Below are 23767 nucleotides of genomic sequence, written 5' to 3'. Positions count from 1 at the left end.
CTCCTATTGGCCGTCGGCGGAGAGGTGCATGTTGCGTGCGTGACTGTCAGCGATGCTGATCGGTTCGCGTCCGAACGCGATGCCATGCCGTTCCACGAGGTCGACATACTGCGCGTAAGCACCCGGAAATCCGATCATGCGCCAGCCCACCATCTCGCGGTTTCCACCGTAGGCGGGGTCCGCGAACCAGCCCTCGATCGTGTTGGCCAGAAGCGACTCGAAGAAGACGGGCGAGGGGACAGAAGCGAGCACCAGACTGCCGGTCTCGAGCGCTTTCAAGGTCTCATCCATGAGGAGTGCGTCGAGTTCGTGGAATGCGCGGCCATCGTACAGGCGAGCGACGGCTTCGCCGATCTCGCCTATCGCGACGCGATAGAGTTCTGCCGGAGTAAAGCGCAGCTGGTATCCCTGCTGGCTGGGCGCGTCGGGCACCCATGGGCCCTTCAGATACATTTTTGCGCCGGATCCATAACCGCTGGCAAGCTGCCGGTCGATGTAGGTCAGAACACCCGCATCCGCAGCACCAGGCCAGACTGGGTCCGGCGGGATCAGGCGATCAATGGCTGCCCGCACGAAACTTGCCTCCGCCTCGCTGAAGAAGAAGAGCACGTCCTGCTGTCGGGCTCTTGCCGGCTGTTCGGGAGGGCTCTCATTCTGCGCAAAGGCAGGAGCCGACACCGCAGCGGCGCCCGCAATCCCGGCGGACTTGAAGAGCGTTCTGCGGGAGAGTTCGCTTGTCATTCAGTGTCTCCTGGAGACCCATTCGGGCGCTGGTACATGACGGTCGAAAGGCAAGCAGCCCGCACCTCTCCCTTGTAGCTGGCGCAGAGTTCAGCGGAGGGGAGGGGCGGAAGCGCCCGGTCACCGGGAGGACCGCTCTCTTTCTTCTGCGGCCCGCTGCTTCCAGTCGTTGTACCGTCGGTGGTGTTGGCTCCTGCCTGCGCCGTGCTTGGTTTGGAATCCGTGTTGTTTCCCCCAGCCGTCGTATCGCCGGGAGTCTGGTTCTGCTGGCTCGCGGCGGGCACGGCCCCGAGCCAGAGGACGATGAGGGCGAGAGAAAGGGACCTCATGGCGTCGGCTCCTGATTGAGCGGCTGACCTGCTGCCGAAATGGTGCTGGCCGGGATGGGATCGGGAGCAATCTGCGCGTAGTACTCCGAGACGGCAGCAATCTCGCGCTCGCCCATCCGGCCGGCGAGACGAGCCATGATGTTCGCGGGCGTCGCATCATCCGCCTTGTTCGCCCCGCGCCAGGCGACAAGGCGTGCCGCGATGTAGCTCGCAGGCTGGCCGGACAGATAAGGCGCAGTGGGTGGAAGCCCCTTTCCTGCAGGTCCGTGGCAGTTGATGCAACCTTGTATTCCCAGGGTGGCAGAACCAATCGCTGCAAGGGCCGCGCCGTACTGCAGAAGTTCCGGCTTTTCCAGCGGAGGTCTGATCCATGCAGTATCGCGCCTTGAGGCATAGAAGGCGGTGACATCCTGCCGCTGTCCGCTGCTCAGGGCCTTTGCCACGGGAGTCATGATGTCATGAACACGCCGACCATCGGCATAGTCTTCGAGTGCGCGCAGGAGGTAATCCTGCGATTGTGCTGCGAGCCGCGGAAAGGCCGCTGCAGGGTCGCCCTGCCCGTCGATGCCGTGGCAACTGATGCAGGCCTGCTCCGGGGCGAGTCCAGGCGCGCCGACCACTATTGCCTTGCCCCGTTCGGGGTCACCCCTTGGTGCGCCGCCTGCTGTCATTTGGGCACATGAGACCATTGCGAGAAACGACATTGCTCCCGCGACCGATATCATCCGCAGACCAGTGGCTCCCACTCGGACCTCCCGGCGAACTGGCGCACTTCGACGCACAACGGAGGGCAGCGCGCGGGGTTCCCATGCGAAATGACAAAATCCTCCAAGGGAGGGGCGCCGCGACCTGTCGGGTGGAAGCGCGAGCGTTCTATCGAGATGAGGTCCAATTGTGCTTGACACGTCGGTCGGCTGATCGGACAAGTATTTGAACACAGCCGACTGAAAGACGCACGACAGCGTTTTGTGGGGAACGACGAATGGCGCCAGTGCAATTCGTAAATGTTCGAAAGTCATTCGGCTCCACGCCGATCATCAAGGGCGTGTCTTTCGATATCGCAGATGGCGAGTTCGTGATTTTGGTTGGTCCATCCGGTTGCGGAAAGACTACTTTGCTCCGCATGCTTGCTGGTCTCGAGAACATCACGGCAGGTGAGATCCGGATTGGCGGGCGGGTGGTCAATCGCATGCCACCCAAGGAGCGCGACATCGCCATGGTGTTCCAGAACTATGCGCTCTATCCTCACATGACGGTTGCAGAGAACATGGGCTTCTCACTGCTGATGAACGACGTCCCGCGGGCGGAGATCGAGCAGCGTGTGAAGCCTGCGGCCGAGATCCTCGGTCTTATCGGATTGCTTGACCGTTATCCCCGCCAACTGTCCGGTGGCCAGCGGCAGCGCGTCGCCATGGGCCGGGCAATCGTCAGGAATCCGCAAGTGTTCCTCTTCGACGAACCGCTTTCCAACCTCGACGCCAAGCTGCGCGTTCAGATGCGTGCCGAGATCAAGGAACTGCATCAGCGGCTCAAGACGACGATCGTCTACGTCACCCACGATCAGATCGAGGCCATGACCATGGCTGACCGGATCGTCGTCATGCGCGACGGTATCGTCGAGCAGATCGGACGTCCGCTGGAACTCTATGACCATCCGGCCAATCTTTTCGTGGCGGGCTTCATCGGTTCACCCGCGATGAACATGATCGCGTGCACCGCCGCCGCGAAGGGCGGCAACGTGGCGATGATGGCGGACGGCACCAAACTGCCCTTGCCAGCAGCCATTCCCGTGCCTCCGGGCCGTGCCATCGTCTACGGCGTTAGGCCGGAGAACGTGCGTCTCGATTCGGAAGGCCTTGCAATTCGAGTCGTGGTCACCGAACCCACCGGCTCCGAAACGCAGGTGGTCGCAAGACTCGGAGGACAGGAGGTTACGCTGGTGTTTCACCAACGCCTCGAGGTGCAGCCCGGCGATGAATTGCGGGTCGGCATCAATCCCGCCGACGTTCATGTTTTTGACAGGGAGACGGGACAGCGCATCTAGGAACTTGGCGTGCTGCCGCCGGCTCGGGACGGCAAGGCATGCCAATCAGAGAATCCCGAGCATGCAGAGGAGGACCAGATGACGATGAACAGACGCGATCTACTGATGGCTTCGGCAGGACTGACCGCCGGCATGGCGGGGTTTGGCTTCCAAAATGTCCGGCCGGCCTTCGCGCAGGAGCCAAACTATACGCCCGAACAGGGCGCCAGTCTGCGTCTCTTGCGCTGGACACCCTTCGTCAAGGGCGACGAGGACGCGTGGCTCGCCAACACGAAGAAGTTCTCAGATGCCACTGGTATCGAGGTTCGGGTGGACAAGGAAAGCTGGGAGGACATCCGCCCGAAGGCCGCCGTTGCCGCAAACGTGGGATCCGGACCCGACATGATGCTCGTGTGGTTCGACGATCCCCATCAATACCCCGACAAGCTGCTCGACCTCACCGATCTGGGAACCTACCTCGAAGCCAAGTACGGCGGCTACTATGAGGGAATGAAGGGCTATGCCGTGCGCGACGGGAAGTTCATCGCTCTTCCGGTGGCGACCATCGGCAATGCCGTGTGCTACCGCCAGAGTCACATCGAAGCAGCCGGTTTCAAGGAGTTTCCGAAGGACACTGGGGGCTTCCTGGAACTCTGCAAGGCAATGAAGGCCAAAGGTACTCCCGCTGGTTTTGCGCACGGCAAGGCGGTGGGGGACGGAAACAACTATGTCCACTGGCTGCTGTGGAGCCATGGTGGCAAGATGGTGGACGAGAGCGGCAACGTCGTCATCAACAGCCCTGAGACGATTGCGGCGATCAACTATGCCAAGTCTCTCTATGAGACTTTCATCCCGGGTACCGAAGGGTGGCTTGACATCAACAACAATCGCGCATTTCTGGCCGGTCAGATTTCGCTGACCGCCAACGGCGTATCGCTCTATTATGCCGCGAAGAACGACGAGAAGACCAAGGAACTGGCGGCGGATCTGCGCTCCACCAACTTCCCGATCGGGCCGGTTGGCCAGAGCGTCGAGCTGCATCAGACCACGCAAGCCATCGTGTTCAACCACACGCAATATCCGAATGCCTGCAAGGCCTATCTCAAGTTCATGATGGAGGCCGAACAGATGAACGCCTGGATCGAGGGTTCGAGCGCCTATTGCTGCCAGCCGCTGAAAGCCTTCGCCTCCAACCCGGTGTGGACGTCAGATCCCATCCACGCGCCTTACGCGCGGGCTTCGGAGACGCTCCGCCCAAATGGCTACGCGGGTCCACTTGGCTATGCATCGGCGGCCGTCATGGCCGACTACGTGCTGGTCGACATGTTTGCCTCGGCAGTGACGGGCGGCACGTCTCCTGAAGATGCAACGGCGCAGGCGGAGAAACGGGCGAACCGCTACTATCGGGTTTGACGCCTCGGCAACGGAGAGCCGCCTTCAGGTAGGCGGCTCTCCTTCAGGATTGGTACGGAAGAAGCATGACCTCTGCACCCGAGACCCTCTCGCCTCACTCCGGCGGGTTCCTGTCGTGGCTCGACAATAACCGGGCGGCGCTCGGGTTGTTGTTCATGCTGCCCGCCGCAGTCTTCCTGGTCGGGTTTCTCGCCTATCCGTTGGGGCTCGGCGTCTGGCTCGGCTTCACCGATACCCGCATCGGAAAACCGGGCATCTTCATCGGTATCGAGAACTATGAATTCCTCTTTGATGACAACGTATTCTGGCTGTCGGTGTTCAACACGCTTCTCTACACCTTCGTTGCCTCGGTGTTGAAGTTTGCCCTCGGCCTCTGGCTGGCCCTGCTGCTAAACGAGAATCTGCCATTCAAGTCGTTCTTCCGCGCGATCGTGCTTCTCCCCTGGGTGGTGCCGACCGTGCTCTCGGCTCTGGCGTTCTGGTGGATATATGATGCGCAGTTTTCGATAGTATCCTGGTCACTCATGGAAATGGGACTGCTCGACCAGCCGATCAACTTTCTCGGCGATCCGACAAATGCCCGCCTTTCGGTGATCGCCGCCAATGTCTGGCGCGGCATTCCTTTCGTGGCGATCTCGCTGCTGGCCGGCCTCCAAACCATTCCACCGTCGCTGCAGGAGGCGGCATCGCTTGACGGCGCCACGCCCTGGAAGCGATTCCGCTATGTCACGCTTCCGATGTTGACGCCCATCATCGCCGTGGTGATGACCTTCTCGGTGCTGTTCACCTTTACAGACTTCCAGCTCATTTATGTGCTGACGAAGGGCGGGCCCGTCAATGCCACGCACCTGATGGCCACACTTTCGTTTCAGCGCGGCATTCCCGGAGGGCAACTGGGCGAAGGCGCTGCAATCGCCGTCGCGATGATTCCGTTCCTGCTTGCTGCGATCCTGTTCAGCTTCTTCGGGCTGCAGCGGCGCAAGTGGCAACAGGGTGGACAGGACTGAGGGCTAGCAAGTGAAACAGCCGCCGGCCAGTGCCATGCCAGACCTTCGCGACGATGCCGAGGGAATGAGCTATCTCAACCGGCTCCCGCGGAGGCTCGTCGTCGTTTATCTGCCGCTTGCTATCTTCTTGTTCGTTCTGCTGTTTCCCTTCTACTGGATGGCGATCACCTCGGTGAAGCCAAATTCCCAGTTGACGGATTATGAGAACCACAGTCCCTTCTGGGTTGCCGGCGCCACACTCGAGCATGTCAGCTATCTCTTGTTCGAGACCTCCTATCCGGGCTGGCTTTGGAACACGATGCTGGTCTCGGTTGCGTCAACCATTCTTTCGCTGGTGACGTCGGTGCTTGCCGCCTACGCCATCGAGCGCGTGCGGTTCACCGGGGCGAGGACGGTGGGGCTCCTGATCTTTCTCGCCTACCTGGTGCCGCCCTCCATCCTGTTCATTCCGCTTGCGTTCATTGTCTTCAACATCGGCATCTACGACTCGCGGCTGGCGCTGATCTTCACCTATCCCACCTTCCTCATTCCCTTCTGCACTTGGCTGCTGATGGGGTACTTCCGCTCGATACCCTATGAACTCGAAGAGAGCGCCCTTGTCGATGGGGCATCCCGCTGGCAGATCCTTCGCCGTATCATCCTGCCTCTCGCCGTACCCGGCCTGATCTCGGCCGGCATCTTCGCATTCACGCTGTCGTGGAACGAATTCATCTATGCACTCACCTTCATACAGTCTTCCGAGAACAAGACAGTTCCAGTAGGCGTGCTGACGGAACTTGTGCGGGGTGACGTGTTCGAGTGGGGTGCGCTGATGGCGGGGGCGCTGTTTGGCTCGCTGCCCGTGGTTATTCTTTACTCATTCTTTGTGGATCACTACGTCTCCTCCATGACCGGCGCCGTGAAGGAATAAGCAGACCGCCCCCGACGTGCGCTGCGGCCGCCCCAAGGACATATCCGAACTTGACTCGGCTGAAGCGCCGCGCGCAAACTGCCACCGTCATCGATCCTTCATACAATCCATAAAGAACGATGGCCGTTTAACGAGGGAGAAGACGATGAAGCTAAACCGCAGGTTCTTTCAGGCTGCTGTTCTCGCCACCGCCTTGACCGGCACGGCGGCTTTCGCAGAAACCGAACTAACCGTCTACACCGCCGTCGAGGCAGAGGATCTGCAGCGCTATGCGGAGACCTTCAACAAGGATCACCCGGACATCAAGATCAACTGGGTTCGCGATTCCACCGGCGTGGTCACCGCGAAGTTGCTGGCGGAGAAGAACAATCCGCAGGCAGACGTGGTCTGGGGGCTCGCCGCCACGTCTCTGATGCTCCTCAAGTCTGAAGGCATGCTCGAGCCCTACGCGCCGAAAGGTGTAGAAAATCTCGATCCCAAATTCGTCGACACCGCGAGCCCGCCGCAGTGGACCGGGATGGACGCATGGATCGCGGCAATCTGCTACAATACGGTTGAGGGCGAGAAGGCCGGTGTCAAGCCACCGACCTCGTGGAAGGACCTGCTCAAGCCGGAATACAAGGGAATGATCGTGATGCCCAACCCGAACTCCTCGGGTACAGGCTTCCTCGACGTGTCGAGCTGGCTGCAGCTCTTCGGCGAGGAGGAGGGCTGGAAGTACATGGATGCCCTTCATGAGAACATCGCCAGCTATACCCACTCCGGCTCGAAGCCCTGCAAGATGGCCGGGGCCGGTGAAGCGGTGATGGGCATTTCCTTCGCCTTCCGCGGCGCAAAGGAAAAAGCCGGCGGCGCGCCAATCGAAGTGATCATCCCGAGCGAGGGCGTGGGCTGGGACATGGAGGCCACCGCCATTGTCGCGGGCACATCGAAGCTCGAGGCAGCGAAAACCCTGGTGGACTGGACGATCACCAAGCAGGCCAACGAGATGTACAACGTCGGTTACGCGGTCGTGGCCTATCCGGGCGTTGCCAAAGAGGTTCCCAACTATCCGCCCGAAGCCGTGCAGCGCATGATCAAGAATGACTTCGAATGGGCGGCGAATAACCGGAAGGCCATTCTCGAGGAATGGCAGAAGCGCTACGATTCGAAGTCCGAGCCGAAAGGCTGACCGAGAAACCGCGGGGCTCCGGTGTTCACCGGGGCCCTGTCCTTCTTTCCAGGTACATTCCAGTGATCAGCAGCGAATCCAGTTCCGGACTGACGTCCAGCGCCGGGCATCGAGACGTCTATCTCCGCGTCCACGGCCTCAGCAAGAGCTTTGGCAGCTTCCTCGCGCTCAAGAACATTTCGCTCGACGTCTATGCCGGTGAGTTTGTTTGCTTTCTGGGGCCTTCAGGCTGCGGCAAGACAACGCTCCTGCGCGCCATCGCTGGGCTCGAGATGCAGACCGAGGGCCGCATTGAGCAGGGGGGAAGGGATATCTCGCACCTGCGGCCTTCTCAACGCGATTTCGGCATCGTATTCCAGTCCTATGCTCTGTTTCCGAACCTCACGATCGAGCAGAATGTTGGCTACGGACTGCAGAGCGTCGAGCGCGACAGGGAAAAGATCAGGTTGAGGGTCAAGGAGTTACTGGAACTTGTTGGCCTTCCCGACCAGGGCAAGAAGTATCCTGGCCAGCTCTCCGGAGGCCAGCAGCAGCGCATCGCGCTCGCCCGGGCTCTTGCCATATCGCCGGGACTGCTTCTCCTGGACGAGCCTCTCTCCGCGCTTGATGCCAAGGTCAGGGGGCATCTGCGCCACGAAGTCAAGCAGTTGCAGCGCCGGCTCGCAGTCACGACAATCATGGTCACGCATGATCAGGAAGAGGCCCTGTCGATGGCCGACAGGGTGGTGGTGATGAACCATGGTGTGATCGAGCAGATCGGAACGCCGACTGAGATTTACCGGGAGCCCGCCTCGCTTTTCGTCGCTGACTTCGTGGGGAGCATGAACAAGTTTGAAGTGACTGCCAACGCTCCTGAAAGCGTGAGTTTCGGTGCAGTGAACCTCGTCTGCCACAAACACGGCCTTGCTGCCGGATCTAAGGCCATTCTCACTCTGCGCCCGGAGGATGTAATCCCTTCCGAGCTAGGCCAGGGAGATGGCCGGAACCAATTCAAGGCGCTGGTGCGCGATATGGAGTTCCTAGGCTCGCACTGGCGTGCATGGCTCACGTCCGAGGCTTTCGGCAGTCAGGACCTCGATGCTCATTTTTCGATCAACGCCGTGCGCCGGTTGTCCATCACGCAAGGCGTGATGCTGACCGTTGAGTTGCCGGCCGAGCGGCTCCACGTTTTCACGCCGGAGGGCCGCCGTGGCTGATGCGGCCGGTGCCCTGACTTCCGCAAGACGCTCCTTCTTCGCCGGTGTAGATGGCGACCGCGCACTGCAAGTCGCCTTCATGGCCCTGATCGGCCTTTATCTTATCGCCACCCTGGCGCTGCCTCTTTACGCCATGCTGTCGAAGTCGATGACGACCTTCCGTTTCGACTTGGCGGCTTTCGAAGTTCAGATCAACAGGGGTGACGGCTGGCAGCCTCCACTGAGGGTTTCCGAGCTGGCGGGCCAGCTCCCCGCGGACAAGCAGCCATCACTTGCCACGAACTCGGACGGCAGGCTTGCGGTCGTGGACTTCATTGAAGGCTTCAGTTTCCGCGGACCTGAAATCTACCGCTTCCGTAATGCCGAGGCAGGTGCGGTTCACCTCGCCGGTTCGCTGCGGATTGCCGACATGGAATGGCATGAATATAGTGCCAATGATTTCCGCCGGGTGACGATGCGGCCTGCAGCAAGCCGGGGGCTGGAGAACTACATCACATATTTCTCCACGCCCTCGTTGGTGGACTCGATCTGGAACTCCGTATTCGTCGCATCTTTCGCAACCGTAATCACCGTGGTTCTGGCCTTCGTCTTCGCCTATGCCCTGTTGCTCACCTGCATACCAGGGAAGGGATTCTTCAGGCTGGTGATGATGATCCCGATCCTCGTGCCGTCGTTGTTACCGGGAATCGCGCTCATCTACATGTTCGGCAAGCAAGGCTTCATGACGCCCCTGCTGTTCGGTCACTCGATTTACGGTCCCATCGGGATCATCATTGGTTCCGTGTTCTTCTCCCTTCCGCACGCCTTTATCATCATCGCGACCGCTCTTGCGCTCTCGGATGCGAGGTTGCATGAGGCTGCGATTTCTCTCAGGGCATCTCCATTGCGGCGCTTCCTCACCGTGACTCTTCCGGGCGCGCGGTATGGCCTGATCTCTGCGGCCTTCGTCACTTTCACCCTCGTCATCACCGACTTCGGATTGCCGAAGGTGATCGGCGGCCAGTTCAACGTTCTGGCTGTGGACATCTATAAGCAGGTCATCGGCCAGCAGAATTTTGAGATGGGTGCCGTCGTCTCCGTGGTGCTGCTCATTCCCGCTGTCGCAGCCTTCATCGTCGATCGCATCGTCACGAGGCGGCAGCAATCCGTTCTGTCGGCGAGGTCAGTTCCGTATGCACCGCGTCCAAACCGCAGGCTGGATGGGGCGGCCTTCTTGTACTGCATTGCGGTATCCTGCTTCATCGTCGGTATCCTGCTGGTTTGCCAATTTGCCGCGCTGGTGAAGCTCTGGCCCTATGACCTGAGCCTCGGACTCGCGAACTTCGACTTCAGTCGCACCGATGGCGGCGGCTGGGAGGCCTATTTCAATTCCATCCGCATGGCACTCTACGTCGCCGTCGCTGGAACGGCGATCGTGTTCGTGGGGGCCTATGTTGTCGAGAAGATGCAGGGAATGAAGGCTGCCCGAGGCGCCCTTCACATGCTCGCCATATTGCCGCTCGCCGTTCCGGGGCTGGTGTTGGGACTCTCATACATCTTCTTCTTCAACGATCCTGCCAATCCGCTTCACGTCCTTTATGGCACGATGACGATTCTGGTCGTGAGTTCGATCACTCACTTCTACACGGTATCCCATCTCACGGCACTCACGGCGCTCAAGCAGCTGGACCCTGAATTCGAGAGTGTTTCCGCGTCGCTGAAGCAGCCGGCATGGCGGCTCTTCAGCCGGGTCACCGTTCCGGTGTGCATGCCGCCCATCCTCGACATCTCGATCTACCTCTTCGTAAATGCCATGACGACCGTTTCCGCAGTCGTTTTCCTGTACTCGCCCACCACGAAGCTCGCATCGGTCGCCGTGCTGAACATGGATGATGCGGGTGACATCGCATCGGCGGCGGCCATGGGCATGATGATCTTCTACACCAATGTGATTGCGCGCGGCCTTCACGCGGCGGCCTCGCGCGGGCTGATGCGGCGCACCCAGGCCTGGAGGGCGCGGTGACATGAAGGGCAAGCCCGGCGACCGGTCGAATGCAGAAGGCGACTCCAACATTTCGCCCGGCCGGCGTGAGTGGGCGGAGAACCACATCGGGCCCGTGACGCGGGCTTGGTTAGACGAGGATGAGAAGTACTTCTTTCGCCAGTCGCTGTCGACCCCCTGCCTCAACGCCCTCCAGGCGAGTTCAGGCAGTCACCTCGTGGATGTCGAAGGCCGATACATCCTCGATTTTCATGGAAACTCGGTGCACCAGCTCGGCTACGGCCACCCGAAGGTGGTCACGGCAGTCAAGGCGGCGCTGGACGAACTGCCGTTTTCGCCACGCCGCTACACCAACCGCTTCGCCATCGGCCTGGCGAGCCGCCTCTCAAGCTTGGCACCGATGGATGAAGCCAAGGTGCTTTTTGCGCCCAGCGGTGCAGCGGCGATCTCGATGGCGCTGAAGCTGGCCCGCTATGCCACGGGACGGCACAAGACAGTCAGCATGTGGGATGCGTTCCATGGCGCGAATCTCGACGCCATTGCAGTCGGCGGCGAAGCCATCTTCCGCGCCGATGTCGGCCCGCTTCTGCCAGGTACCGAGCATGTACCGCCGCCCGGCATGGCAGCTCGATTCTTCGGCGCCGATGGCAGGGCGCACGAGCGGCTTGCGGACTATATCGACTATGTTCTCGACGTGCAGGGGGACGTTGCTGCCGTTCTGGCCGAGCCGATGCGCTGGACCACTGTCGAGTCGCCGCCCCCAGGCTTCTGGGAAAGGGTTCGCCGTTCCTGCGATCGGCATGGCACGCTTCTGATTTTCGACGAGATTCCGAGCTGCCTGGCGCGCACCGGAACGATGTTCATGTGCGAACAGGTAGGTGCCGTGCCGGATATCCTGGTGATCGGCAAGGGACTCGGCGGAGGGATCATGCCCATGGCCGCGATGATCGGCCGGGGCAACCTCGATGTCGTGCCGCAGGCGGCGCTTGGACACTACACCCATGAGAAGAGCTCCGTCGGATGTGCGGCCGCACTGGCAACACTCGACGTCATCGCGGAGGAGCGGCTGGTCGATCGGGCTAGACAGATGGGAGAGGCGGGACTCTCCACCCTAAGGTCGGCCCTCGGCGATCATCCTGCCGTTCGGGACGTGCGGGGTGCGGGGCTATATTTCGGGGTAGAGCTCCGGAATTATGGCGGCCAGACGAGCCACTCTCTTGCAGATGGCATCCTCTACTCATGCCTTTCCCGGGGGCTGAGTTTCAAGACCGGAGGCGGAAATGTCCTGACGCTTTGCCCGCCGCTCACCATTTCCGAGGAAGACCTCGGCCAAGCTCTGAATATCGTGATCGAGAGCATCGCAGCACTCGAGCCGGAGACCTGAGCGCCCGGTGCCGGGAGTCAGGCGCCAACGAGACGACCGTCCCGCAGCTGAACCAGGCGGTCGAAGCGGTCGAATATCTTTTCGTCATGTGTGACTGTCACGATGCAGGCTTCCTGCTCGGCTGCGAGCCTGCGCAGAAGATCCATGACGAGCTGCGCGCGGCTGCTGTCGAGCGCAGCTGTCGGTTCGTCCGCGAGAATGATGCGGGGCCGGTTGGCAAGGGCGCGCGCGATCGCGACGCGCTGTGCCTCGCCGCCGGAAAGATGGGCAGGCTTCATCGGTGCCCGGTGACCGACCTGCAGGTAGTCGAGCAGTTCGCGCGCCCTCTTTCGGCCTTCATCGGACGACCAGCCTGCTAGGTCCAGGACGATCGCGACATTCTCTTCTGCCGTGAGGAAAGGCAGCAAGTTGTGGGCCTGAAAGATGAATCCGATCTTCTCCAGCCTCAGTCGCCTGAGGTCGCGCCTGAGCCACTTTCCGTCGAATACCGGTTCGCCATCGAGCACCACTCTGCCGGCGGAGGGATCGATGATGCAGCCGATCACGTTCAGAAGCGTGGTCTTGCCGGAGCCAGAAGGACCAAGGAGTGCAATGACCTCGCCAGCCTTCACCTGGAGGTCGACTGCTCGCAAGGCGTCAACCCGGGTCTCGCCCTCGCCATAGTGCTTGGCCACGCCCGAAACATCGATGAGGATTTCGCCTAGCGCCATGTCAGCTCCCGAGGGCGGTGGCCGGGTCCACCTTCGTGGCCACCCGCACGCCCAGGCCCGACGCGGCGATACAGACGAGGAAGATGATCCCGGCCAGAACGAGCGCGTGGAACGGCTCCAGTACGACGCGGCGCGGAAAATAGTCCTTGACGAGCAAGATGAGGACCAGGCCGGTTCCCCACCCGGCACCGCCGAGAATCAGAGCCTGCTGCAGGATCATGCCCACGATCCGCCGGTTGGGCGCGCCGATCAGCTTCAGCGTGGCGATCTGCTTCAGCTTTTCCATGGTCATGGTGTAGATGATCAGCGCAATCACCACGGCGGAGACCGTGAGCAGAATGCCCAGGAAAAGGCCAATCTGACGCCGCGCCCGGTCGACCACCGAGACGAGGAGGAGCTCCTCCTGTTCAGCCTGCGTCAATGCAGCAAGATGCTTCCACTGCCGAACCGTGGCGGTCAGCAGATCCACGTCGGCACCTGGTGCCACACGGGCAATGACGGCAGCCACGCTTGGGGGTTTCATCGGATCTCCTCCACGCGCCGTCTGCACCCGGGCGGCGGCCGGATCGATTGCCGTCTGCAGCGCCAAAGCATCGGCAAGCGTGACGAACACGGCCGGATCTCCACCGGAATTGAGTGCATCCTCCACGAGCCCCACCACCGTGAATCGGTCGCGCCCCAAGCGTATCGTGTCGCCGATTGAGAGATTTGTCTTGCGGTCAGCCAGGAGTTCGAAGTGACTGGCACCGATACCATGGCCCTTGACGATGCGTTGCGGACCTCCGGGGCGGCCGGGTTCGAATCCGATTACATAAAGCCTGAGCTTGCGCCCTTTGTGGCTGGCTTCCACGGATTGATATGTCACAGCGCCGGCCTCGCTCACGCCCGGCATGCGCGCAACTGCGTCTCGCGTATCTGCGGGGATGCTGGATGCCTCGGCGAAGGGTCCCTTGGTGCCGGCCTCAACGACCCACACATCGGCGCGAGGGCCTTTCACCACCGCCAGCGCGTCGGCCACGAGTCCGTTGTAGATGCCGATCATCGCGAGCACGACGGTCATGAGGAGTCCCAGTCCGAAGCAAGTGAGGACGAAGCGGAACAGACCGTGCCGGATATCCTTCAGAGCCAGGTTCATGGGCCGTCCTCGACGTGCGCCAGCCGACCTTCGTCAACCCCCTTCGGTGGCAGCGCCACGATGAGGGCGCCGTCTGGAACCCCATTCTTCACCTCAACCCTGCCGCGGTCGTCGCGCGCGCCGAACGTCAACGCCGCCTCAGTGAGGCGGCCCTCCCGAACCAACCAGACCTTCCCGCGATGGCCGTCGAAACCTGAAATCGCCACTTCCGGCACCATCAGCGCCGATGCGCGCTTGCCCGTGGTGATGCGCACCTCCGCCTGCTCGCCGAGATACATGGGTCTGGGGCAGTCTGAACAGACGAGCCAGACGCGGCGCTCTTCGTTCACCCGGTCGCTCTCCAGGCCGATGCGGCTGACGGTTCCGTTGAACTGCACGTGTGGCTGCGAGCGCAGGCGGATCGTCCCGGTTTGGCCGAGCTCCAGCTGACCTGCACGTTCCTCGTCGATGTAGGCCTGAATCCAGATTGTGGACGGGTCGATGAGGGTGAAGATCGGCTCACCCGCCTTGACCACAGTTCCCGCCTCGGCATGACGCGCAACGATGACGGCATCGTAGGGGGCAGTCAGCCGATGGTGGCTCAGAAGAGTTTCTTCCAGCATCAATGCGGCCGCTGCGTCGGCAGCCTGCGCCCGGATCACCGCCAGGTCGGCTTCGGCGACGGCGAGGTCGGCGCGGGCGACATCCTCGTCGCGCTGCGCTTCTTCGGCCCGCTGGACGGAGGCCACATCACTCCGGGCGAGACTCTGCTGCCGCTTGTTGGCCGCCTCGCGTTGCGCCAGCATCGCCCGGGCGCGAACCACCGCCGCCTTCGCCTTGGCCATGCTCGCGGTGTTTTCTTCCACGGCAGCTCTGGCGCGAGCCACGCGAGCCTCTTGCTCGGCCGGATTCAATTTGGCCAGTTCCTGACCTTTCTGCACCTGGTCGCCCAAGTCGGCGGAGAGCGTGGCGAGCGCTGCACCAGCCTCGAAACCAATCCGGCTCAGAACGCGCGCCTCGACGGTGCCAAGCCCGTAGATACGCAGCACGACGTCGCTCTCCGGCCTCACTACTGCAACGCTCAGTGGCCGTTCCGTGAAAAGGAGCGCCGCACCGCCAAGTACGAGCACCGCCAGGGCCCCATAGAGCCAACGTTTCCGCATCGGTCCGCCCTCCTTTGCCACCCGGATCCATCAGGTTTCCTACAGGTGCGCCTTCTGTGCCGGCATGATGCCGCTCCCGCAGTTTTTCATGCCAGCAGCATGTATTTGCCACAAGCAGGCGCTTCACGGCAGCTAAGGGTAGGGCGGCATCTCGCCACGCCCGAGAGTGGTGGACCGAATAAACGGCTAGAGCGCGAACTGCAGGAGCTTCAGGTAGAACGGCTTGTGGTGCGCGAAATATTCGCCAAACCGCGGCTCGGTTTCGGTGAGCTTCACGAATTCCTGCTCAATGCGCGCCTGCTGTTCCGGGGTAATGGGGCGGATCGTGCGGCTCGCCATGACGTCCTGGTGCCAGCCCTGCACCTGTTGCCAATCCTCGGGGGCAGGATCCTCCCAGTTGAGCGCTTGCGGCTTGTCGGCAAGTCCCAGCGCTTGCCAATACTTGCGCAACTGGCCTTCGGGGTCCGCCTGGACTGATTCGCTTCTCACCACCACGGGAGGCTTGCCGGTGCGCGCCATCACGATGTCGGCATGACGCGATTGCGCCTCGAGACCGATCTCGTCCAGCAGCATCTGAGGGTCGAGTTTCGCATAGGAGAGGATCGAGGCCTTCGGGCAGCGGATCAGGAAGCTGTGCGTCACCCGCGCGAAGAACGCCTCGTCGTCGAAGATATGCGGCACGACGTAATAGCTCATGTCCTTGAAGAAGACGGGACCATTTTCCGCCTTCCTGAGAATCATGGTGCGGATCTCGTCATAGCGCTTCGGGTGCTCGTCCAGCGCGTTGAAGTGCGGCATCTCCTTGGTTGAGCGATTGATGTAGTAGTCATACATGAACGGCTCGTGGAGGCATTCGAAATCGCCCCGCGCCCGCATGATGCGTTCGAATGCGGTCGACATCGAGCGCGGATGCGACCACAAGGCGATGATGGGATGGCTCATGCGGCAACCTCCCGAAAGGCGCGGTCGATTCCCTCCGCCACATTGTCCACGTCATCGATCGACAGGCACATGGGCGGCACCATGCGCAGCACCGAGCGGTGCGGACCCGACTTGGAGAGGATCAGGCCCTGGGCGCGGCAGTTCTCGAACACGGCGGCGGTGACCTCGGCGTCAGGCTCCTTGGTCTTGCGGTCCTTCACCATTTCGATCGCCAGCATCAGCCCGCGGCCGCGCACGTCGCCGATCGCCTTGTGGCGCTGCTGCAGGTCCTTCAGCCGGGCGAGAAGCGCGCCGCCCACGGTGCGGGCGTTCTCCTGCGTCTTCTCCTCCCGGATCACCTTGAGGACGGCGCGGCCAGCGGCACAGCTCGTCGGGTTGGCGCCATAGGTGTGGAACATGAACTTGCCCGCCATCGCCTCGCCGATGGCCTTCTTCGCCACCACGGCCCCGAGCGGGAAGCCGTTGCCGATTCCCTTCGCCATGACCACGATGTCCGGCACCACGCCGTCGGCCTCGAAGCCCCACATGTGATCGCCGGTGCGGCCGAAGCCAGACTGCACCTCGTCCGCCACGTAGAGCCCGCCGGCGGCGCGCACGCGCTCGGCCGCCCCCGCCATGTAACCCTTCGGCATCTCGACGATGCCGCCATAGCCCTGAACGCTCTCGACGAAGATCCCCGCCACGTGGCCTGGCGTGGCGCTGGCGATGGTGCGCTCGATCTCGTCGAGATAGGGCTCGGCGCCGGGCCCGAAGATGCCGCGATACTGGTTTGGCTCCGGCACGAAGGCGACGTTGCCCGGCATGCCGGGATGGCGGAAACCCGCGATGCCGGTGATCGACTGCGCGGCGGAAGTGGGGCCGTGATAGGCCGTGCGGAGCGCCAGGAGGTCGAGGTTGCCCGTATACGTGCGGGCCATCACCATGGCGAGGTCGATCGCTTCCGAGCCCGAGTTGGTGAAGTGCACCACCCATTCATGCCCCTTCGGCATGGTGGCGGCGAGTTCCTCGGCGAAGTGGGCCGGCACCGGGTGATAGAACATGGTGGTGCAGTGGGTGAGCTCCTGAGCCTGCTCCATCGCCGCCTTGACGACGGTCGGGTGCGAGTGGCCGACCGAGATGCACACGTTCATGCCGAGGAGATCGGTGTACTTCCTGCCCGCGACGTCCCAGAGATACTGCATGGAGCCTTTTCGGAACACCATCGGCTCCTTGAAGGGCACGAACTTGCGTTGGGACGCAGCGTAATAGGTGTCGCGGCGCCGCGCCGTGGCCTCGATCGTCCATTCGATGTCCAGTGCGTCTTTCATGGGGAGCCTCCTCGTGTCAGGCCTTGAGCTTCAGGTTCTGCGGATCATAGGGCGGAGCGTCGAGAATGCGCGCCGGGCGCTCGCGCCCCAGCAGCTTGGCGGTGAGCCCCTCCCGCACCTGCGGCTCGCGCAGGAAGGCGAGCGCCAGGGACTTCCTCACGCGGTGGCCATAGGCGCCGGAGGTGACGACGCCCACCGGGCGCCCTTGCGCGAACACGGCGTGGGAATAGAAGGGCTCAACCTCGCCGTCGGTGTCGATCTCGAGCAGTACCATGTCCCAGTTGGGCGATCGCTTCAGCATGGCCTCGCGGCCGATGAAGCTGCGTCCCTCGGGCTTGACGAGATGTTTGAGGCCGGTTTCGAGCGGCGACCGCTCCGTCGTCAGGTCCATGCCCCATGCGCGGTAGCCCTTCTCGAGCCGCATGGAATTGGCGGCATAGGCGCCGTAGAACCCGATGCCGAAGGGCTTGCCCGCCCCCTCCAGCGCTAGGAACAGCTTTGCCGCATCCCTGCGCGCCACGTGAAGCTCGAAACCCGCCTCGCCCACATAGGACACGCGCAGCACGCGCGCTGAGACTTCGGCAACCTCGATCTCGCGCGCCGAGAGCCACGGGAAGGCCTTGCCGATATCGGCATCCGTGAGGTTGCCCAGCACATCGACGGATTTGGGCCCCATCAGCCCGATCACCGCCAGCTCGTCCGTGCGGTTGCTGATCGTCACGTCGAAGCCCTGCGCTCGTTCCATGAGCAGGTCGAAATCCATCTCCTCGGCCGCCGCGGCGGAGTTGAGATAGGCGCGCTCCGGCGAGAAGACGGTGACGGTGAACTCCGAGGCGACGCCGCCCGCCGGCGTCAGGGCATGCGTGAGGCCGACGCGGCCGGGCTTCGGCGAAACATTGGCGCCGAGAGCATCGAGGAAGCGGAGCGTTTCGGGGCCCGTCACCTCGAACTTGGAGAAGACCGAGAGATCGGCGAGGCCCACGCGGTTCGCCACCGCGTCCACCTCACGCGCCACGGCGTCGAACCAGTTGGTGCGGCGGAAGCTGTCGCGGTTCTCGTCATGAGCCTTGTCCGAGAACCAGTTGGGCCGCTCGGCACCATGGGCGGCCCCCATCACCGCACCCCGCTCGCGCATCAGGTCGTGCAGCGGGGAAAGCCGGAGATTGCGGCCGGCAGGGCGCTCCTCGAAAGGGTAATGCACACCGAACTGCAGCCCGAAGCATTCGACGGCCTTCTCGACGCGGTAGTCCCTGCCGGCCCAGGGGCCGAAGCGGCGGCTGTCGACGGCAAGCGCGTCCATGGGCGGCGCGCCATGCGTCATCCAGTGCGCCAGGAACCTGCCCGATCCGCCGCCTTCCATGATGCCCATCGAGGAGCCGGTGAGGAGCCAGGCGTTCGGCACGCCATGGGCGGGGCCGATCAGCGGATTGGCGTCCGGCGTGAAGGTGATGGGGCCGTTGACAACGGTCTTGACGCCCGCCGTGGCAAGTGCAGGCACCCGCGCGATGGCTGCCTCGATGATGTGCTCGACCCGGTCGAGATCGGGCGGCATCAGCTCGGCGCCGAAGTCCGGCGGCACGCCGTCGACCGACCAGACATGCGCCTGCTTCTCGTATGGCCCGAGGATGAAGCCGTCGCGCTCCTGTCGGCAATACCAGCTCTCCTCAGGGTCGCGGATGATGGGAAGCTCGGGCGCGCCTTCCTTCTGGCGCGCGGCGATGGCCGGCACCGTGTCGGTGACGAGATACTGGTGGAGCACCGGCACGGAGGGCACGTTGACGCCCATCATGCGGCCGATCTCGAAGCCCCAGGTGCCGGCGGCGTTGACGATGTGCAGCGCCCTGAGCGTGCCGGTCTTCGTCTCCACCACCCAGCGGCCGCTTTCGCGGCGGATCGCCAGCACCGGGTTGTAGCGCTGGATCACAGCGCCGTGGCGCTGTGCCACCCTGGCCATGGCGTTGGTGGCGAGCGAAGGGTCCACATGGCCGTCGTCGGGCTCGTAGATGCCGCCCAGAAGCCCGTCCAGCACCGCCAGCGGATGAAGCTCGGCGATGCGCTCCGGACCCACGATCTCCAGCTTGTAGCCGGTGAACTCGGAGAGGCCCGCCACATGGCGGAACTCGTCCATCCGGTCCGGGTTGCGGGTGACGCGCATGGCACCCGAACGGTGGAAGCCGCAGCTCTCGCCCGCCTCCTCCGGCAGGATGTCGCGGTAGAGCCGAACCGAGGTGGCGCGCAGCTCCTGGATCGTCGGGTTGTGGGCGAAATGCGTGCAGAGACCCGCGGCATGCCAGGTCGAGCCATGCGTCAGATCGTTCTTCTCCACCAGCACGATATCGCGCCAGCCCGCCTTGGCGAGGTGATAGAGCAGCGAGCAGCCCATGGCGCCGCCGCCGATGATCACCACGTTCACGTCCGTCATGAGTGGATCCTCTTTCCTGCCGGGTCGTAGGGCGGCCTCAGGAGAACCGCCGCCGGGTGGAGCCGCCCGGCGATATCCACCTCGAACTTGCGCTCCGCCGTCCGGGCCAGGCTCTCGCCGGATGCGACGTTGACCAGCGCCAGCGCCAGGCTGAGCCCGGTGCGCACACCCATGGCGCCGGACGTCGTGAGCCCCACCACCGTGCCGTTCTCCATCACCGGCTCGTCATGGATGATCAGCGGGCCGCCCTCGAGCGACAGGAGCACGAGACGCTGGGTGATGCCCTGCTGCTTCTGGCGTTCGAGTGCTGCCTTGCCGCGGAAGTCCTTCGACCAGTCGATGGTGAAGCCGAGTCCCGCCTCGAGCGGCGTGATCTCGGGGCCGAGGTCGTGTCCCCAGTGGCGGAAACCCTTCTCGATGCGGCAGCCGTTCAGCGCATAATGCCCCATCGGCTTGGCACCCTTGGCGATCAGCGCGTCGAAAACCTTTTCCGCGCCCTGATTGGCGATGGTGAGCTCCCAGCCGAGCTCGCCCACATAGGAGATGCGCGTTGCGAGGCAGGAAACGCCGGCCACCCTCACCTCCCGCGCGGTAGTGAAGGGGAAGTCCTGCCAGTCATCCGGCGAAAGCGCTGCGAGCATGCGGCACGCGGCAGCACCCATCACGCCGATCACGCAGAAGTCTTCCGTGCAATCCGCGATGGTCACGCTCATATCCTGCGCTGCGCGGCGCAGCAGCGCCAGGTCGCGCCGCCGCGTGGCGGCACCCGAGACAATACGGAAGCGATCCTCGGCGAGGCGCGTGATGGTCACGTCCGCCTCGATGCCGCCCCTGTCGTTGAGGAGCGGGGTGTAGACGGCGCGGCCCACGGCAACGCCGATCTGCGCCGCAGCGATATGATTGAGAAGTGACAGCGCATCCGGCCCCGAGACATCGAACTTGCCGAAGGGCGTCAGGTCGAGCAGCGCCGCACCCTCCTGCATCTCGGCCGCCTCGCGTTCGGCGATCTTCTGCCAGGGCTGTTCGCCGCTCACCGAATAGGGGAGGCTTCGTTCCGACTCGTCCGGGGCATACCAGAGGCCGCGTTCCCAGCCCACCGTGAGACCGAAAACGGCGCCTTGCGCCGCCCAGCGCTCGTGCAGCGGCGACTTGCGCAGGCCCCGCCCGGCAGTCGGCTGCTTGAAGGGCCAGTGCACGGCGAAGAGGTCGGAGACCGCCTCGCGCATGCGCTCCTTCATGTGGGCGTGAGAAGCCGCCTTCGGGTCGGCGCGGGCGATGTCCACGCCCCAGAGGTCGCGCGGCTCATGGCCGCTGACGATCCATTCCGCAAGAACGTCGCCGATCCCGGCGGAGCTCATGATCCCCACCGAGTTCATTCCCGCCGCCACATAGAGGCCGTCGATCTCCGGCGTCTCGCCCACATAGGGCCGCGTATCGGCGGTGAAGCTCTCAGGCCCGTTCATGAAGCGCTGGATGCCCGTCTCGGCGAGCTGCGGGATGAGGGCGAGGGCTGCTTCCATGAAGGGGCCGAACTGGTCCCAGTCCTCCGGCAGTTCGAGGAAGGCGCGGTCGCCTTCCGGTCCATAGGCGTCCCATGGCTTGGCATCGGGCTCGAAGCCGCCGATCACGAGGCGGCCGGCATCGCCCTTCACGTAGATGCCGGTGTCGAGGTCGCGCACCACCGGGAATGGGTTGGGAAGCCCGGACATCGGCTCGGTGACGATGTACATGTGCTCGACAGCCTGCAGCGGCAGGGCAACGCCCGCCTCGTCGGCGAGCTTCTTCGACCACGCCCCCGCGCAGAGCACCACATGCGCAGCGGGGAGCGTGCTGCCGTCCGCCAGCGCCACCCCCGTGACGCGTCCGTTCTTCGACAGGATGCGGGAAACGCCCACGCCCTCGCGGATGCTGACGCCATGGGTCTTCGCGGCCCGCGCATAGGCCATGCAGAGATCGACCGGGTTGACGTTGGCATCCTCCGGCACCAACAGCGCGCCGACATGGCCGCCAAGCTCCAGCTGCGGAATGGTCACTTCGTCCGGGGTCACGATCGATGGGGTAAGCCCCATGTGGCGGCCCACGGCGCAGATGCGCCTGAGCTCGTCCATGCGTTCCGGCACGCGGGCGAGCCAGTAGCCGCCGGTGCGGCGGTAGCCGGTGCTCATCCCGGTCTCGGCTTCGAGCCGCGGAAAGAGATCCAGCGCATGCGAGGCGAGCCGCGTCATGCTGGCGGTCGCGCGCAGCGGCCCGACGATCCCCGCCGCATGCCAACTCGTGCCGGAGGTGAGCTGGTTGCGCTCGAGGAGCACGACGTCCTTCGCGCCGCTCCTGCCCAGATGATAGGCCACGCTCAGGCCCACGGCGCCGCCGCCGATGATGACGATCTCCGGCATCAGAAATAGTTCACATCGGGCATGGAGGCCTTCACCTTCGCGATATAGTCCTGGAGCGCCTCGTCGACGGCCGGGTCGAGGCCCGGGTCTTCATAGTGCTCGAGCTGCTTCTTCCACAACGCGTTGGCGCGGGTCGCCGCATCCTTGCCACCCTCCGCCTGCCACTGCTCGAAGGAATTGTTGTCGGGCGTCAGCGGCCGGAACAATGCGGCCATGAAATTGAGCCGCGTGTGTTCGCTGCCGAGGAAGTGCTGCCCGGGTCCCGTCTGGGCGATGGCCGCCATCGCCTGGGCGTTTTCGCTGAGGTCGATGCCATCGAAGAAGCGTGCCACCTTGCCGCAGAGATCGGCGTCGATGATGGTCTTCTCGTAGGAGGTGACGAGCCCGCCCTCGAGCCACCCCGTTGCGTGGTTGATGAGGTTCGCCCCGGCGAACATCGACATCAGCAGGCCCCAGGTGGCCTCCTGCTGGCTCTGCGCGTCCGGGAGCTTCGAGGCGGAGAGCGTTCCCACGGTGTGAAGCGGCACGCCGAGGCGGCGCGCCAGCTGCCCGGCCGCCAGCACCATCAGGCCCGCTTCCGGCGTGCCGAAGGTCGGAGCCCCGGACTGCATAGACATGGTGGAGGCGAAGCTTCCCATCAGGCACGGCGCACCAGGGTTGATGAGTTGGACGAGGGCGAGACAGGCGGTCGCCTCGGCCAGCACCTGCGCCAGTGTCCCGGCCACAGTCGTGGGGCTCATCGCCCCCGTCAGGACCCACGGCGTACAGGCCACCGGCTGGCCGGCGCGGGCATAGGTCTTGAGGGCGCCTGACATGTTGGCATCGAGCACCAGCGGCGCATTGGTGTTGGACACGCAATAGAGCACGGGGTTCTGGGCCACGTAATCCGCGCCGAACAGGATGCGCGCCATGTCGATGGCATGGCCCGCCCGCTCCGCCCCGATGAAGGCGCCCATGAAGGCCCGGTCGGACCAGCGGATGTGGGCGTAGAGCATGTCCAGGTGGCGCTTGTTGGCGGGCAGGTCCACCGGCTCGCAGACGACGCCGCCCGAATGGTGGAGCCAGGGCAGGCTTTGGTGCAGCTTGACGAGCTCCACGAAGTCCGCATAGGCGGCATAGCGGCGGCCGCGGTCGAGATCGTGCACGAAGGGCGGCCCCCAGGAGGGGCAGAGCACGGTGGCGTTGCCGCCGAGCTTCACGCTGTTCGCCGGGTTCCGCGCATGCTGCATGAAGGAGGCGGGCGCCGTCGCCTGGATGGTCCTGCGGCAGAAGCCCGGCTCGAAGCGCACCCGCGTGTCCTGGACGTCGCAACCCGCCTCCCGGAAGATGTCGAGGATTTCGGGATCGCCATGGAACTCCATCCCGGTTTCCTTGAGGATGGTGTCGGCGTTGCGCTCGATCAGTTCGAGGCCTTCGACGCTCATAACGCCGAAAGTGTCGAGCTGGCGGGAGATATAGGGAGCGCGCTGGGCATTCTGCCGGAGTTCCGGGCTTTCGGAGGATCGGCTGCGGCGCCTTGTGCTCGTGCGTGTCATGCGATCTGTCTGGCCTTCTCCTGGCG

18 protein-coding genes are annotated in these 23767 nt (G+C 63.5%); 8 read left to right on the top strand and 10 right to left on the bottom strand.

Annotation, left to right across the window (positions count from 1 at the left end; genetic code table 11):
- Nucleotides 1-3 precede the first annotated feature (3 nt).
- Complete coding sequence (locus ACK4HL_RS01090) at nt 4-741, bottom strand: gluconate 2-dehydrogenase subunit 3 family protein (RefSeq protein ID WP_409755792.1); 738 nt, start codon at nt 739-741, stop codon at nt 4-6.
- Nucleotides 742-1066: 325 nt separating this feature from the next.
- On the bottom strand, nt 1067-1741 hold the full coding sequence (locus ACK4HL_RS01085) for a c-type cytochrome (protein ID WP_409755789.1): 675 nt from the start codon (nt 1739-1741) through the stop codon (nt 1067-1069).
- 311 nt (nt 1742-2052) lie between these two features.
- On the opposite strand from ACK4HL_RS01085, the gene ACK4HL_RS01080 reads away from it, so the two are divergent.
- The 8 genes from ACK4HL_RS01080 (at nt 2053) to ACK4HL_RS01045 (ending at nt 12155) form a co-directional block, all read left to right on the top strand.
- On the top strand, nt 2053-3114 hold the full coding sequence (locus ACK4HL_RS01080; protein ID WP_409755786.1) for an ABC transporter ATP-binding protein: 1062 nt from the start codon (nt 2053-2055) through the stop codon (nt 3112-3114).
- Nucleotides 3115-3192: 78 nt separating this feature from the next.
- A complete protein-coding gene (locus tag ACK4HL_RS01075) occupies nt 3193-4506 on the top strand; it encodes an ABC transporter substrate-binding protein (RefSeq protein WP_409756122.1) in 1314 nt (437 codons plus the stop codon).
- 155 nt (nt 4507-4661) lie between these two features.
- Entirely contained in the window at nt 4662-5513 is an 852-nt protein-coding gene (locus ACK4HL_RS01070) for a carbohydrate ABC transporter permease (protein WP_409756120.1), read from the top strand.
- A 34-nt stretch (nt 5514-5547) separates the two neighbouring features.
- A complete protein-coding gene (locus ACK4HL_RS01065) occupies nt 5548-6423 on the top strand; it encodes a carbohydrate ABC transporter permease (RefSeq protein WP_409755783.1) in 876 nt (291 codons plus the stop codon).
- 145 nt (nt 6424-6568) lie between these two features.
- The gene (locus tag ACK4HL_RS01060; protein ID WP_409755780.1) at nt 6569-7594 is read left to right on the top strand and encodes a putative 2-aminoethylphosphonate ABC transporter substrate-binding protein; all 1026 of its coding nucleotides are present in this window, start codon (nt 6569-6571) and stop codon (nt 7592-7594) included.
- Between the two features lie 62 nt (nt 7595-7656).
- Entirely contained in the window at nt 7657-8790 is a 1134-nt protein-coding gene (locus ACK4HL_RS01055; RefSeq protein WP_409755777.1) for a putative 2-aminoethylphosphonate ABC transporter ATP-binding protein, read from the top strand.
- Between the two features lie 79 nt (nt 8791-8869).
- The gene (locus ACK4HL_RS01050) at nt 8870-10792 is read left to right on the top strand and encodes a putative 2-aminoethylphosphonate ABC transporter permease subunit (RefSeq protein ID WP_409756118.1); all 1923 of its coding nucleotides are present in this window, start codon (nt 8870-8872) and stop codon (nt 10790-10792) included.
- A gap of 1 nt (nt 10793) precedes the next feature.
- On the top strand, nt 10794-12155 hold the full coding sequence (locus tag ACK4HL_RS01045) for an aspartate aminotransferase family protein (protein WP_409755774.1): 1362 nt from the start codon (nt 10794-10796) through the stop codon (nt 12153-12155).
- Nucleotides 12156-12172: 17 nt separating this feature from the next.
- Here the strand turns inward: ACK4HL_RS01045 and ACK4HL_RS01040 are convergent, their stop codons facing one another.
- The 8 genes from ACK4HL_RS01040 to ACK4HL_RS01005 all read right to left on the bottom strand — a co-directional run bounded on the left by ACK4HL_RS01040 (nt 12173) and on the right by ACK4HL_RS01005 (nt 23741).
- Complete coding sequence (locus ACK4HL_RS01040; RefSeq protein WP_409755771.1) at nt 12173-12865, bottom strand: ABC transporter ATP-binding protein; 693 nt, start codon at nt 12863-12865, stop codon at nt 12173-12175.
- Nucleotide 12866: 1 nt separating this feature from the next.
- Complete coding sequence (locus ACK4HL_RS01035; protein ID WP_409755768.1) at nt 12867-14000, bottom strand: ABC transporter permease; 1134 nt, start codon at nt 13998-14000, stop codon at nt 12867-12869.
- On the bottom strand, nt 13997-15142 hold the full coding sequence (locus ACK4HL_RS01030) for an efflux RND transporter periplasmic adaptor subunit (RefSeq protein WP_409755765.1): 1146 nt from the start codon (nt 15140-15142) through the stop codon (nt 13997-13999). Before ACK4HL_RS01030 ends, ACK4HL_RS01035 begins: the two co-directional genes overlap by 4 nt.
- 186 nt (nt 15143-15328) lie before the next feature.
- Entirely contained in the window at nt 15329-16084 is a 756-nt protein-coding gene (locus tag ACK4HL_RS01025; protein ID WP_409755762.1) for a hypothetical protein, read from the bottom strand.
- Nucleotides 16081-17391 carry an aspartate aminotransferase family protein gene (locus ACK4HL_RS01020; protein WP_409755759.1) on the bottom strand — a complete coding sequence of 437 codons (1311 nt, stop codon included), beginning with the start codon at nt 17389-17391 and terminating at the stop codon, nt 16081-16083. The genes ACK4HL_RS01025 and ACK4HL_RS01020 overlap by 4 nt, the downstream gene beginning before the upstream one ends.
- Nucleotides 17392-17407: 16 nt before the next feature.
- Nucleotides 17408-19813: an FAD-dependent oxidoreductase gene (locus ACK4HL_RS01015; RefSeq protein ID WP_409755756.1), complete on the bottom strand. Its 2406-nt coding sequence runs from the start codon at nt 19811-19813 to the stop codon at nt 17408-17410.
- Nucleotides 19810-22206 (bottom strand): FAD-dependent oxidoreductase, encoded by a 2397-nt coding sequence (locus tag ACK4HL_RS01010; protein WP_409755753.1) that lies wholly within the window; start codon nt 22204-22206, stop codon nt 19810-19812. Before ACK4HL_RS01010 ends, ACK4HL_RS01015 begins: the two co-directional genes overlap by 4 nt.
- A complete protein-coding gene (locus ACK4HL_RS01005) occupies nt 22206-23741 on the bottom strand; it encodes a trimethylamine methyltransferase family protein (RefSeq protein ID WP_409755750.1) in 1536 nt (511 codons plus the stop codon). The genes ACK4HL_RS01010 and ACK4HL_RS01005 overlap by 1 nt, the downstream gene beginning before the upstream one ends.
- Nucleotides 23742-23767: the final 26 nt, after the last annotated feature.

Origin of the sequence: Aestuariivirga sp., assembly GCF_046294715.1 — a bacterium.
GTDB lineage: Bacteria > Pseudomonadota > Alphaproteobacteria > Rhizobiales > Aestuariivirgaceae > Aestuariivirga.
The sequence above is the reverse complement of the archived record's forward strand: the minus strand, read 5'-3'. Positions and strand labels throughout refer to the sequence as shown.